Annotated in this window: 11 protein-coding genes and 1 other RNA gene; 7 read left to right on the plus strand and 5 right to left on the minus strand. The window is 65.9% G+C overall.

Annotated elements, in window-relative coordinates:
• Nucleotides 1-6: 6 nt before the first annotated feature.
• The 5 genes from sorU to RQP53_RS13210 form a co-directional block, all read right to left on the minus strand.
• Nucleotides 7-408 (minus strand): SorU family sulfite dehydrogenase c-type cytochrome subunit, encoded by a 402-nt coding sequence (gene sorU, locus RQP53_RS13190; protein WP_315650788.1) that lies wholly within the window; start codon nt 406-408, stop codon nt 7-9.
• Nucleotides 408-1,637 (minus strand): SorT family sulfite dehydrogenase catalytic subunit, encoded by a 1,230-nt coding sequence (sorT, locus tag RQP53_RS13195; protein WP_315650789.1) that lies wholly within the window; start codon nt 1,635-1,637, stop codon nt 408-410. Before sorT ends, sorU begins: the two co-directional genes overlap by 1 nt.
• A 119-nt stretch (nt 1,638-1,756) precedes the next feature.
• Nucleotides 1,757-3,109, minus strand: coding sequence for a TAXI family TRAP transporter solute-binding subunit (locus RQP53_RS13200; RefSeq protein WP_315650790.1), 1,353 nt, complete (start codon nt 3,107-3,109; stop codon nt 1,757-1,759).
• A 263-nt stretch (nt 3,110-3,372) separates the two neighbouring features.
• On the minus strand, nt 3,373-3,870 hold the full coding sequence (locus tag RQP53_RS13205; protein WP_315650791.1) for an outer membrane lipoprotein: 498 nt from the start codon (nt 3,868-3,870) through the stop codon (nt 3,373-3,375).
• 134 nt (nt 3,871-4,004) lie between these two features.
• Nucleotides 4,005-4,562, minus strand: a complete 558-nt coding sequence (locus RQP53_RS13210; RefSeq protein ID WP_315651144.1) for an HNH endonuclease — start codon at nt 4,560-4,562, stop codon at nt 4,005-4,007.
• Nucleotides 4,563-4,914: 352 nt separating this feature from the next.
• Here RQP53_RS13210 and RQP53_RS13215 point away from each other — a divergent pair, with 352 nt between their 5' ends.
• The 7 genes from RQP53_RS13215 to RQP53_RS13245 all read left to right on the plus strand — a co-directional run bounded on the left by RQP53_RS13215 (nt 4,915) and on the right by RQP53_RS13245 (nt 12,247).
• The gene (locus RQP53_RS13215; protein WP_315651146.1) at nt 4,915-5,571 is read left to right on the plus strand and encodes a TetR/AcrR family transcriptional regulator; all 657 of its coding nucleotides are present in this window, start codon (nt 4,915-4,917) and stop codon (nt 5,569-5,571) included.
• A gap of 30 nt (nt 5,572-5,601) precedes the next feature.
• Nucleotides 5,602-7,392, plus strand: coding sequence for an acyl-CoA dehydrogenase C-terminal domain-containing protein (locus RQP53_RS13220; protein WP_315650792.1), 1,791 nt, complete (start codon nt 5,602-5,604; stop codon nt 7,390-7,392).
• An 85-nt stretch (nt 7,393-7,477) separates the two neighbouring features.
• Complete coding sequence (locus RQP53_RS13225; protein ID WP_315650793.1) at nt 7,478-7,912, plus strand: DUF2147 domain-containing protein; 435 nt, start codon at nt 7,478-7,480, stop codon at nt 7,910-7,912.
• Nucleotides 7,913-7,980: 68 nt separating this feature from the next.
• Nucleotides 7,981-10,377, plus strand: coding sequence for a 3-hydroxyacyl-CoA dehydrogenase/enoyl-CoA hydratase family protein (locus tag RQP53_RS13230; protein WP_315650794.1), 2,397 nt, complete (start codon nt 7,981-7,983; stop codon nt 10,375-10,377).
• A gap of 53 nt (nt 10,378-10,430) precedes the next feature.
• Nucleotides 10,431-10,507, plus strand: a non-coding RNA gene (locus RQP53_RS13235) — sX9 sRNA.
• 15 nt (nt 10,508-10,522) lie between these two features.
• Nucleotides 10,523-11,020 carry a DUF4442 domain-containing protein gene (locus tag RQP53_RS13240; RefSeq protein ID WP_315650795.1) on the plus strand — a complete coding sequence of 166 codons (498 nt, stop codon included), beginning with the start codon at nt 10,523-10,525 and terminating at the stop codon, nt 11,018-11,020.
• Nucleotides 11,021-11,032: 12 nt separating this feature from the next.
• Nucleotides 11,033-12,247 (plus strand): acetyl-CoA C-acyltransferase, encoded by a 1,215-nt coding sequence (locus RQP53_RS13245; protein WP_315650796.1) that lies wholly within the window; start codon nt 11,033-11,035, stop codon nt 12,245-12,247.
• Nucleotides 12,248-12,286: the final 39 nt, after the last annotated feature.

Below are 12,286 nucleotides of genomic sequence, written 5' to 3' on the forward strand. Positions count from 1 at the left end.
TAGCGCTCAGCGCTTCTCGCCCCCACTCGCCCTCGCCACAAACCCCGCCACCGCCTCCATGTCTTCCACACTGAGCTTGCCCGCGTAGCTGGGCATCACGCCCTGGCCGCTTTGCAGCACGCGGCGAACGCGCGCGGCGTCGGGTTTGAGTTCGTCGAGCACGGGGCCGATCTGGCCTTCGCTGCCGGCGGCGGTGAGGGTGTGGCAGACGGCGCAGGCGGGCGTGGCGCGCTTGGTGAAGATTTCCAGGCCGCGCTGCCACTGCGCCTCGTCGCTGGTGGGCGCGGGCTGGGCACTCAGGCTCAGGCTGCTGCTGACGCTGAGGATGAGCGTCAGCAGCAGGGTCGGAGCGCGCGGCGCCCTGTGAGGCGTGGTGTGAGCCCTGGCGCGAGCCTGGCGTCTGGCCATCAGGCGACGGTCAGCTGGATGGCGTGGTCGCGCCAGCTGTTGTTGTTGTAGCCGTGGGCGTTTTCCAGGCGCTCGGCGGGCTGCACATTGCCGGCGCTGTCCACCGCGCGGCTGGCCACCTGGTAGTTGCCGGCGGGGAGCTTGAGCGCCACGGCGAACTGGCGCCAGGCGAAGCGGCCGAGGTCGGGGCCGGTCAGGCGAGCGGGGTGCCAGGTCTTGCCATCGTCGGTGCTGACTTCCACCCGTGCAATCGCCTTGCTGCCACCAAAGGCCACGCCATGCAGCTGCACCAGGCCGGCCTTGACCGCACCGGCCTCGGGCAGCGGGCCGTTGATCCAGGACTTGACGTTCATCTCCCAGACCGATTCCTGCTCGGGGCCGCTCTGCGCGCCAGGCGGGGTGATGCGGTAGCCATGGGCCATGATCTTGGCCTTGGATTCGCTGCTGCCAAAGGCCAGGCGCTTGATGTACTTGATGTTGTTGACGCCCTGGTAGCCGGGCACGATCAGGCGCAGCGGGCCGCCATGGGCCAGCGAGAGCGGCTCGCCATTCATGTCCCAGGCGAGCAGGCAGTCGTCCAGGGCCTTGATCGGCACCGAGCGTTCGACGACGACCGACAGCGGGTCAATGCCCTCGGGTAGCTTCTCGCCGCCGGTGCCGGTGATGAACTTCGCGTCATCGGCCAAGCCGCCGAGTGCGGCGACGACGTTGCGCAGCGGCACGCCGGTCCAGAGCACGCAGCCGGCGGCGCCTACCGTCCAGGGTGTGCCGCTGGGCTTGCTGGGGAAGAAGCCGCGGCCATTGCCCGAGCATTGCAGCACGGTGGCCACCGTCTCCAGGCCCAGGGTCTTCAGCTCGGCCAGCGTCATGCTGCGCGGCTGCTTGACGCCTTCGAGCGAAATCGTCCAGGCCTCGCGCTGTTCCAGGATGCTGGCGTTGGGCGCGGGCAGGTTGTTGCGGATGTAGAGCTGCTGGGCCGGCGTGATCAGGCCGGTGCCGAAGGCGCTGCGGCGGGTTTCGATGGTGGTGGCGCTGTGCACCACCATCGCGGCCGGGTTCTTCCAGGCGGCGTAGGCGGGCAGCGGCTTGGCGGCGGGCGGCACGGCAGCGGCTGGCGCAGTCGGCGTGCTCGTTTGTGCTTGCGCCCAGCCGCTCAGGCCGATGGCGCCCAAGGCAGTGGCGGCACCGCCCAGCATGCGGCGGCGGGCGATCAGATCGTTGTGGCTCATGGGGCAATCCTTGTCACAGTTAGGCCAGCGCGGATTGTGTCGGAAATGCAGCAGCCGACAACGATGGTCTTGTGACGTTCTGAAAACGGAGGCGCTCTCCTGCGGCCTGCTCCCGTTCCTCAGGCCACGACCTTGAGCGCTTGGCCGGCGGCGGGCAGGCCTTCATCGCCCGCATCGTCGCTTCGCGGCAACCTGGCCTGCAGCTGGCTGCGCACCAGATGGATGTCGGTCTTCAGCGAGAAGAACAGGTCGGAGTGGCGGGTGGGCACGCCCAGCACATTGCTTTCGCGGTCGATCTGGTCGAGCGCCTGCAGCAGCTCGCGCGCTTCGCTGGCGGGCAGGGGGCTGAGCAACTGGCGGTCAATCAGGCGCAGCCGGCGGTAGAGCTTGTGCAGCCGTTCGCGCACCATCCAGCGCAGCAGCCGCGGCAGGTAGTTCAGCAGCGGGAACAGCAGGGCGGCGCTGGCCATCAGCAGGGCCAGCAGCTTTTGCACATAGTGGCCGACCCAGAAGGGCAGGTAGCGCTGTAGCAGCGAGGGGCCGTTGCGGTAGTAGTCGAGCGCGGCGGGTGCCATCGGGTATTCGGGGTCGCTCAGCTGGGGGAAATCGCCGGCATGCTGGAACAGGCCGGCGCCGCCATGCTCGGCTTTCAGCGTGCGGGCCAGCAGATGGATCAGCTCGGGATGCATGTCTTCACGGACCAGCAGCGCGTTGGTGCTGCCGATCAAGGTGATGTCCTGCGCCGGGATATTGCGTTCGAAGTCGAACACGCCTTGCGGCAGCACCAGCTTGACGAGGAAGGGGAAGATGCGCGTCAGCGCCTCGGCCGGCTTCACGTCCATCAGCTTGACGCTGGCATCACGCATCAGCGCCTGGATCACCGGCGCCTCGGGCGCGAAGGCCAGGAAGATCACATCGGCACGGCCATCATGCAGGGCGTCGACGGCCTGCTGGCCGGCCAGCGGCAGCAGTTGCGCCGTCTGCTCGTTGACGCCGCTGATGCCCAGCACCTGGCGGGCCACCACCTCGGTGCCGCTGCCGGTCGGGCCGATGGCGATGCGCTTGCCCTTGAGCTGGGTGAGCTGCTGCAGCGTCTCAGTGCCGCGATAGAAGATCCAGAAGGCCTGGTAGTTGATGCGGCCCAGCGACACGAGCTGCGGCGAGCGCGCCGCATCGGAAACACCGCCCTGCACAAAGGCGGCGGCGACGCCGCTCTTGGCGTCGTTGAGCTGGCTGATGTTGTCGACCGAGCCCGAACTCTGCCGCAGCTCAACCTTGATGCGGTCCTGCCCCAGCCGGCGCGCGTAGCGCTGGCCGAAGTACTCGTAGGAGCCGCCCTTGAAACCGGTGGCGATGGCAATGCGCGAGGGCGGCGAGGGAAAGAAGTAGCTGAGCAGCAGCCAGGCGACGAGCAGGCCGGACAGGCACAGGATCAGGCCCTTGGCCCAGGGCCAGGCGGGGGCGGTGCGCAAGATGATCTCCTCGTTCTTCAGCACCGCTTGAGGGCGATGCCCGGCGGCCGTGCTTGGATTTCTGTTGGCGCGAGTCTATCGGCCGGCTGCATCAGGCCGTGCCAGCGATGCGATCAGTCGCAACGATTGGCGATGGGCTGCGCCGATGCGGGGTCAGAGCTTGCGTGCGATGGCTATCTGGACGCTCGCCGGCCTCGTGGCGATCGAAGGCAGCAATGAAAAAGGCCTCCTTGCGGAGGCCTTGCTGGCATTTGTGCTTCGAATCAGTGCGCCGGAGCGGGTGCAGGCACAGGCGCCGCCTGAGTGACCACCGGAGCGCGGCTGACGCGGGTCTTGCCGCCGGTAGTGACCAAAATCACTGGCTCGCCGGGCACCAGGGTCTCATTGCCCTTGGACTGCACGATGGCGCGCCGTTCGCCGTTGCGCAGCTGCACCAGGATCTCAACTGCTTCCTCCTTGGTGGCACTGCGTTCGATCGCATTGCCGATCACTGCACCGGCCACGGCGCCGAGCACGCCGACGACCTGGCCTTCACGGCGGCCACCGACGCTGGAGCCAGCCACGGCGCCGATCACACCGCCGGCTGCGGCACCGGCACCACTCTGGCTGCCATCGACGGTGACGGGGCGCACGGTGAGCACAGTGGCGTCCTGCACCTGGGACATGCGCTGGGCATCGCCGCGCTGGATGACGTCGGGGCTGGAGGTCGAGCAGGCGGCCAGGCTGGCCACGAGGGCGGTGAGGATCAGTTTCTTCATCATGGTTCGGGATTCTCCGCTAAACGTCTTTGCGCAACGCGGCCGGGGCCTGGCGCGTTGACCGCATTACATGTCTTTACGCAGCAGATGACCAAGGTCACGGCGGCGCGTGCCGGACGTGGACGCGCGCGGCGCGCTCAGCCGTGCAGCCGGCTGGAGCGTGGCACGCAGGCGAGCAGGAACTCCATCTGGTCGGCCAGGATGCGGCGGCCGCGCAGAATCATGTCTTCGTGCAGATTGGGCACATAGGGCAGGTAGAGCAGGGTCATATGCGCTTCTTCGGGCATGCGGTTGCCCTTGCGACCGTTGCAGCTGCGGCAGGCGGTGATGCAGTTCATCCAGCTGTCGGCGCCGCCGCGTGAGCTGGGGATGATGTGCTCGCGGGTCAGATCGTCGATCTGGAAGCGGTGGCCGCAGTAGGCGCAAACATAGCGGTCGCGCGCGAAGATCTTGGGGTTGGACAGCGCCGGCGTGTGCCGCCAGGCCCGGCTGGGCACGGCGCCACGCACGGCGATGATGGGGTGGACTTCGATTCTCGATTGCTGGCCGGTACGCCGCTGCAGCCCGCCGCGCAGCACATGGCAGGGGCTGCCCAGGGTCCAGGCAACGCCATCGCTGGCGTAGATCACCGCGGCTTCCTTGGTCGTGATCCAGGCTTGTGGCCGACCAGAGACATCCAATTGCAGCACATCCACAGGAATGACCTCCTGGCTTCGAGCGTACTGCATTAGTGCGTACTGACTCAAGCCTTGTGCGGCCAGGGCTGGCGCTGCGGTCGCTGGCGCGCCACGCGGTCAAGCGCTTGTCATGAGCCGCTTGCAGACTGCTGCGTCCGCCGGCCCGGGCGGGCGGCGGAATGTGAAGTTCTAGGCAAGCCGGTCTAAAACTCGATGCAAATACCCAGCCACGGCGCGCTTCTTTTGGGCAAAAATAGAACGACCGTTCGTTTTATTATTCGCCACCGTCCAAACCGCAAAGCCCGCCGTGTCCACCCTGTCCACCCCCAAGCCCACTGCTGCCAAGGCACCCAAGCGCGTTGCGCGCTCGATGCAAAAAGGCCAGCAAACGCGTGCCGCCATTCTTGAGGCGGCACTGGGCCTGGCCTCGCACATGGGCCTGGAAGGGCTGTCGATCGGCGCGCTGGCCGATGTGACGAAGATGAGCAAGTCGGGCGTGTTCGCCCATTTCGGCTCTCGCGAAGAACTGCAGATTGCCGTGGTGCGTGAGTATCACGCCAAGTTCGAAGAGGAAGTCTTCTTCACCGCCATCCGCGAGCAGCGGGGGCTGCCGCGGTTGCGTGCGCTGTTCGAGCGCTGGGTGCGCCGGGTGTCGGTGGAAATCGACTCGGGCTGCATCTACATCTCCGGCGCGGTCGAGTTCGACGACCGCCCCGGTCCGGTGCGCGATGCGCTGGTGACCATGGTCAAGGCCTGGCACGCCGCGCTGCACAAGGCCATCGTGCTGGCCAAGGAGATGGGCCATCTGCAGGCCGATGCCGATGTCGAACAGATTCTCTTTGAGCTGCACGGGCTGATCCTGTCCCTGCACCACGATGCGCGCTTCATGCGCAGCCCCGGCGCCCTGGAACGGGCCCGCAACGGCTTTGAGCGCACCGTCCGTTTTTACGCCACTGCAGCCGGCCTGAAGGCCGATGCGGCGGCACAACCCAAGCCAGCCCCAGCTTCTGCGAAGAAGCGGGCCTGAACGAGCAAGAAATCACCCAAGGAGCCGACCATGCCCCAGTACAACCCGCCCCTGCGCGACATGAAGTTTGTGATGCACGAGGTGCTGAACGTGGCCGATGAGCTGAAGCTCTTGCCCAAGCACGCCGACATCGACGTGGACACCATCAACGCGGTGCTGGAAGAAGGCGGCAAGTTTGCCGCCGAGGTGATTGCCCCGATCAATCTGAGCGGTGATGCCGAAGGCTGCAAGCTGGACAAGAGCACGCACGAGGTCACGCCGCCCAAGGGCTTCAAGGAAGCCTATGCGCAGTATGTGGAAGGCGGCTGGCCGGCTCTGTCCTGCGACCCGGAGTACGGCGGCCAAGGCCTGCCGATCCTGGTGAATCAGGGCATGTACGAGATGATGAACTCGGCCAATCAGGCCTGGACCATGTACCCGGGCCTGTCGCACGGCGCCTACGAGGCCCTGCATGCCCACGGCACCCCGGAGCAGAAGGCCACCTACCTGCCCAAGCTGACCTCGGGCGAATGGACCGGCACCATGTGCCTGACCGAGCCGCACTGCGGCACCGACCTGGGCCTGCTGCGCACCAAGGCCGAACCGCAGGCCGACGGCAGCTACAAGATCACCGGCGCCAAGATCTTCATCTCGGCCGGTGAGCATGATCTGGCCGAGAACATCGTCCACCTGGTGCTGGCGCGCCTGCCGGATGCACCGGTGGGCTCCAAGGGCATCTCGCTGTTCGTCGTGCCCAAGTTCAATGTGAACGCCGATGGTTCGCTCGGTTCGCGCAACGGCATCTTCTGCGCCGGCCTGGAGCACAAGATGGGCATCCACGCCAACTCGACCTGCCAGATGGTGCTGGAAGGCGCCGTGGGCACCATGGTCGGCGAGCCCAACAAGGGCCTGGCCGCGATGTTCGTGATGATGAACGCTGCCCGCCTGGGTGTGGGCAACCAATCGCTGGGCCTGACCGAAGTGGCCTACCAAAACGCCGTTGCCTACGCCAAGGACCGCATCCAGATGCGCGCGCTGTCGGGCGTCAAGGCGCCGGACAAGGCGGCCGATCCCATCATCGTGCACCCCGATGTGCGCAAGATGCTGCTGACCGCCCGCGCCTATGCCGAAGGCGGCCGCGCGCTGTCCACCTATGTGGCGCTGCAGCTGGACAAGGCACTCGCTTCGGACGACGAGGACGAACGCAAGGAATGCGAAGCCGAAGTCGCGCTGCTGACGCCCATCATCAAGGCCTTCCTGACCGACAACGGCTGGATCGCCACCTCGCACTGCATGCAGGTCTTCGGCGGCCATGGCTTCATCCACGAGTGGGGCATGGAGCAGTTCGTCCGTGACGCCCGCATCAACATGATTTACGAAGGCACCAACACCATCCAGTCGCTCGATCTGCTGGGCCGCAAGGTGTTGGGCAACAACGGTGCGACGCTGAAGAAGTTCGGCAAGAAGATCGCTGCCTTCGTCGAGGAAGAGGGCACCAGCGAGGCGATGCAGGAGTTCATCAATCCGCTGGCAGACCTGGGCGACAAGGTCACCAAGCTGACCACCGAAATCGGCATGAAGGCCTTCCAGAACCCGGACGAAGTCGGCGCTGCGGCGGTGGACTATCTGCGCGTGGTCGGCCACCTGTGCTTTGCCTACTTCTTTGCCCGCATGGCCAAGGTCGCGCTGGACAAGCAAGGTAGCGGCGATCCCTTCTATACCGCTAAGCTGCACACGGCGCGCTTCTACTTTGCCAAGCTGCTGCCCGAAACGGCGTCGCTGATCCGCACCGCCCGTGCCGGTCTGCCCTCGCTGATGGACATGGACGAGGCGCTGTTCTAAGCCGATGCCACAGGGACGAGCCCGCCCGGAAAGACCAAGGCAGAAGGCGAGCCGTCCCGATTCACTGATCACCGCTGGAGACACGATGAAGCATTGGATCCTGGTTGCCGCCGCGCTTCTGAGCGCGGGTCTGGCACAAGCGCAGGGCGGGCCCACCGGCCTGTGGAAGACCATCGACGACGATGGCAAGACCGAGAAGTCGCTGGTGCGCATTGCCGAGGTCAACGGCGCGCTGGTCGGCACGATCGAGAAGATCTTCGATCCCAAGCATCTGGAGTCCGTATGCGATCTGTGCAAGGACGATCGCAAGGACAAGCCGGTCGTCGGCCTGCAGATCATTCGCGGCGTCAAGCAGGACGCCGATGACAGGCAGCTTTGGACCGGTGGCGAGATCCTGGATCCCAATAACGGCAAAACATACCGGACGCGTCTGAAGCCGATCGAGGGCGGCAAGAAGCTGGAGATGCGCGGCTATATCGGCTTCTTCTACCGCACCCAGGTGTGGGTTCGCGTCGAGTGATACATCATCCGGGTCATGCGCTTTCTGGCGCGCAGGGCCCCATCCTGAATTGAAAGAGGAGTACTTCCGTGAGTCGATTCCAAGTTCGCAAAGTCGCCGTGCTCGGCGCTGGCGTGATGGGCGCGCAGATTGCTGCGCATCTGGTCAACGTCAAGGTCCCGGTGGTGCTGTTCGACCTGCCGGCCAAAGAAGGCGCTAAGAACGGCATCGTCAGCAAGGCCGTTGACGGCCTGAAGAAGCTCAAGCCCTCGCCGCTGGGCGTACCCGAAGACGCAGCGCTGATCCAGCAAGCCAATTACGAAGAGCATCTGGAACAGCTGCGCGATTGCGACCTGATCATCGAGGCGATCGCCGAACGGATGGACTGGAAGCTCGATCTGTACACCAAGATCGCGCCCTTCGTTGCGCCGCATGCGATCGTCGCCTCCAACACCTCGGGCCTGTCGATCACCAAGCTGTCGGAAGTGCTGCCCGAAGAAATCAAGCCGCGCTTCTGCGGCATCCATTTCTTCAACCCGCCGCGCTATATGTACCTGGTCGAGCTGATCAACACGCCGACCACGCGCCCGGAAGTGATCGACCAGCTGGAAAGCTTCGTCACCACCGCCGTCGGCAAGGGCGTGGTGCGCGCCAATGACACGCCCAACTTCGTCGCCAACCGCGTCGGCATCGCCGGCATGATGGCCACGATGATCGAGGCCGAGAAGTTCGGCCTGAGCTTCGACGTCGTCGACGACCTGACCGGCAAGAAGCTCGGCCGGGCCTCCAGCGGCACTTTCCGCACGGCGGACGTGGTGGGCCTGGACACGATGGCGCACGTGGTCAAGACCATGCAGGACAACCTGCAGGACGACCCCTTCTACTCGACCTACGCCACGCCCAAGGTGCTGGCCGCGCTGATCGAGAAGGGCGCCCTGGGCCAGAAGACCAAGGCGGGCTTCTTCAAGAAGGTCGGCAAGGATGTGTTGCGCCTCGACCCGGCCACCGGCGAGTACGTCGCCGCTGGCAAGAAGGCCGACGAGATCGTCGCCCGCATGCTCAAGAAGCCGGCCGCTGATCGCATCAAGCTGCTGCGTGAATCGAGCAACCCGCAGGCGCAGTTCCTGTGGTCCATCCTGCGCGACAGCTTCCACTACGTGGCCGTGCATCTGGCCAGCGTGGCCGACACCGCCCGCGAGATCGACTTCGCGATGCGCTGGGGTTTCGGCTCGCAACAAGGCCCCTTCGAGCTGTGGCAAGCCGCCGGCTGGAAGCAGGTCGCCGAGTGGATTTCGGCCGACATCGCCGAAGGCAAGACGCTGAGCAATGCGCCGCTGCCGGCCTGGGTGTTCGAAGGCCCGGTGGCCGAGAACGGTGGCGTGCACAGCGCCGCGGGTTCTTGGAGCGCCGCCGAAGGCAAGTTCAAGGCGAAGCCTAAGCTGCCGGTCTATGAGCGTCAGGCCTTCCCGGAAAGCCTGGTCGGCGAGGCCGCGCCCGAGCCGCTGAAGGCCGGCACCGAGCTGTTCAAGAACGAGGAAGTGCGCGTCTGGACGCTGGACAAGGAGGTCGTCATCGCCTCGATCACCGCCAAGCTGCACCTGATCAGCCCGACGGTGACCGAAGGCCTGCTCAAGGCCGTCGAGATCGCCGAGGCCGGCTACAAGGGCCTGGTCATCTGGTCGCCTGACGATGTGTTCTCCGCCGGTGCCAACCTGGAAGCGCTGATGCCCGTCTTCATGACCAAGGGCGCCAAGGGCATCGCTCCGGAAGAGAAGAAGCTGCAGGACATGATGCTGCGCCTCCGCTACGCCAATGTGCCGGTGATCGCCGCGATGCGTGGCCTGGCCCTGGGCGGTGGTGCGGAGCTGGCGGTGCACTGCGCCCGTCGCGTCGCGCACATGGAAAGTTATGTGGGCCTGGTTGAAGTCGGCGTGGGCCTGATCCCCGGCGGCGGCGGCCTGACCTATATCGCCCGCCGCGCTGCCGAGATGGCCGCTGCCGGCAACGCCAATGCCGACATCTTCATGTTCCTGAAGGATGGCTTCACGACCGCGGCCACCGCCAAGGTCGCCACCTCGGCGATCGAGGCCAAGAAGAACGGCTTCCTGCTGGACAGCGATGTGATCGTGCCGAACAAGGACGAGCTGCTCTATGTCGCCTCGGCCCAGGCCCGTGCGATGTTCGATTCCGGCTACCGCGCGCCGCTGAAGGCCAAGTTCCCGGTCGCCGGTCGCTCGGGCATTGCCACCATCAAGGGCCAGCTGGCCAATATGCGTGACGGCGGCTTCATCAGCCAGCACGACTTCCATCTCGCCAGCCTGATCGCCGATGTGGTCTGCGGCGGTGCGGTCGAAGCCGGTTCGCTGGTTGACGAGGAATACCTGATGTCGCTGGAGCGCAAGCACTTCTGCAGCCTGCTGGAGCATCCGAAGACGCAGGAGCGGATCATGGGCATGCTCCAAACCGGCAAACCCGTTAGGAATTGAGAGAGGGCTACTGCGCGAACGTCATGCGTCGTTGGGCGGTGCTCGGAATCCTCACGACCCTCAAGGTCGCTCCGGTTCCTGCGCTCCGTCCGCCTAGCCTGACGCTCGCTCGCTACGCCCCGACACAGCCCGAAGACCTTGTCCTATGACTGCTGCCAACCGCCTCGCTCGCACGCTGTCCAAGCTGGACGTACTGCCCGCTGCGCTGCGCCCTGTGGCGCGCAATTCGGTGCTGCGCCGTGCCGTGCCCTTTACCGGCACGGCCAAGCTGGACTTTGTGCGGCTGGATGCCGAGGTGGCGGAGATTGCCATCGCCAATCGGCGGCCGGTGCAGAACCATATCGGCGGCGTTCATGCCGCGGCGATGGGCCTGCTGGCCGAGACGGCGACGGGCATGGTGGTGGGCATGAACGTGCGCGACGACTGCCTGCCGCTGTGCAAGTCCATGCATGTGGATTTCAAGAAGCGCGCCAGTGGTGCGATGCGGGCTCGTGCCACGCTGAGCGCCGCACAGCGCGAGCTGATGCAGGCCGAGCCCAAGGGCGAGGTCACGGTGTCGGTGGTGGTGACGGATGAGGCCGGTGTGAACCCGGTTGAATGTGAATTTGTCTGGGCTTGGATACCCAAGACCCCCAAGAACTGAAAGGTTGAAATCATGGCCAAGCAAGTGCAAGAAGCCTATATCTGCGCCGCTACCCGTCTGCCCATCGGCAAGTCGGGCCGTGGTTACTACAAGAACACCCGCCCGGACGAGATGCTGGTGCGCGCCATCCAGGCCGCCCTGGCGCAAGTGCCCGGTCTTGACCCCGCCGCCATCGAAGACGCCATCATTGGCTGCTCCTTCCCCGAGGGCGAACAGGGCATGAACATCGCCCGCGTGGGCGCCGTCTTGTCCGGCCTGCCGAACACCGTTGGTGGCGTGACGGTGAACCGCTATTGCGCTTCCGGCATCACCGCGCTGCAGATGGCGGCTGACCGCATCCGCGTCGGCGAGGCCGAGGTGATGATCGCCGGCGGCGTCGAGTCGATGAGCATGGTGCCCATGGGCGGCAACAAGCCCTCGCTGTCGCCGCTGATCTTTGAACGTGACGAGAACATCGGCATCGCCTACGGCATGGGCCTGACGGCCGAGAAGGTCGCCGAGCGCTGGAAGATCAGCCGCGAAGCGCAAGACGAATTCGCGCTGGAATCGCACCGCCGCGCGCTGGCCGCGATGGAAGCCGGGCACTTCGCCGCCGAGATGACGCCGTTCGAAATCATCGAGCGCACGCCGAATCTGGCCGATGGCAGCATCAGCGAGCGTCGCCGCGTGGTCGAGCTGGACGAAGGCCCGCGCAAGGACACCTCGCTGGAAGGCCTGGCCAAGCTGAAGCCGGTGTTCGCCGCCAAGGGCAGCGTCACCGCCGGCAACAGCTCGCAGACCTCGGACGGCGCTGGCGCGCTGATCGTCGCCTCGGAAGCCGCGGTCAAGCGCTTCGGCCTGACCCCGCTGGCCCGTTTCGTCTCCTTCGCCGTGCGCGGCGTGCCGCCGGAAATCATGGGCATCGGCCCGATCGAAGCCATCCCTGCCGCGCTGAAGCTGGCCGGCATCTCGGCGGCTGATCTGGGCTGGGTCGAGCTGAACGAAGCCTTTGCCGCGCAATCGCTGGCCGTGCTGAACGATCTGGACAGCAAGGGCATCGTGCTCGACCGCTCGCGCGTGAACCCGAACGGCGGCGCCATCGCCCTGGGCCACCCGCTGGGCGCCACCGGCGCCATCCGTGCCGCCTCGGTGATCCACGGCCTGCGCCGCACCGGCGCCAAGTACGGCATGGTGACGATGTGCGTGGGTGCCGGTCAGGGTGCCGCGGGCATTCTGGAACGCGTCTAAACTGTGCCGAAAAACGCGGCCTGCGGGCCGCGTTTTTGT

This window comes from Roseateles aquae (assembly GCF_032337115.1).
Lineage (GTDB): Bacteria > Pseudomonadota > Gammaproteobacteria > Burkholderiales > Burkholderiaceae_C > Roseateles_C > Roseateles_C aquae.

Coding starts and splice junctions, on each gene's coding strand:
- sorU (WP_315650788.1), bottom strand. CDS start 408: ATGGCCAGACGCCAGGCTCGCGCCAGGGCTCACACCACGCCTCACAGG.
- sorT (WP_315650789.1), bottom strand. CDS start 1,637: ATGAGCCACAACGATCTGATCGCCCGCCGCCGCATGCTGGGCGGTGCC.
- RQP53_RS13205 (WP_315650791.1), bottom strand. CDS start 3,870: ATGATGAAGAAACTGATCCTCACCGCCCTCGTGGCCAGCCTGGCCGCC.
- RQP53_RS13215 (WP_315651146.1), top strand. CDS start 4,915: ATGCAAAAAGGCCAGCAAACGCGTGCCGCCATTCTTGAGGCGGCACTG.
- RQP53_RS13220 (WP_315650792.1), top strand. CDS start 5,602: ATGCCCCAGTACAACCCGCCCCTGCGCGACATGAAGTTTGTGATGCAC.
- RQP53_RS13225 (WP_315650793.1), top strand. CDS start 7,478: ATGAAGCATTGGATCCTGGTTGCCGCCGCGCTTCTGAGCGCGGGTCTG.
- RQP53_RS13240 (WP_315650795.1), top strand. CDS start 10,523: ATGACTGCTGCCAACCGCCTCGCTCGCACGCTGTCCAAGCTGGACGTA.
- RQP53_RS13245 (WP_315650796.1), top strand. CDS start 11,033: ATGGCCAAGCAAGTGCAAGAAGCCTATATCTGCGCCGCTACCCGTCTG.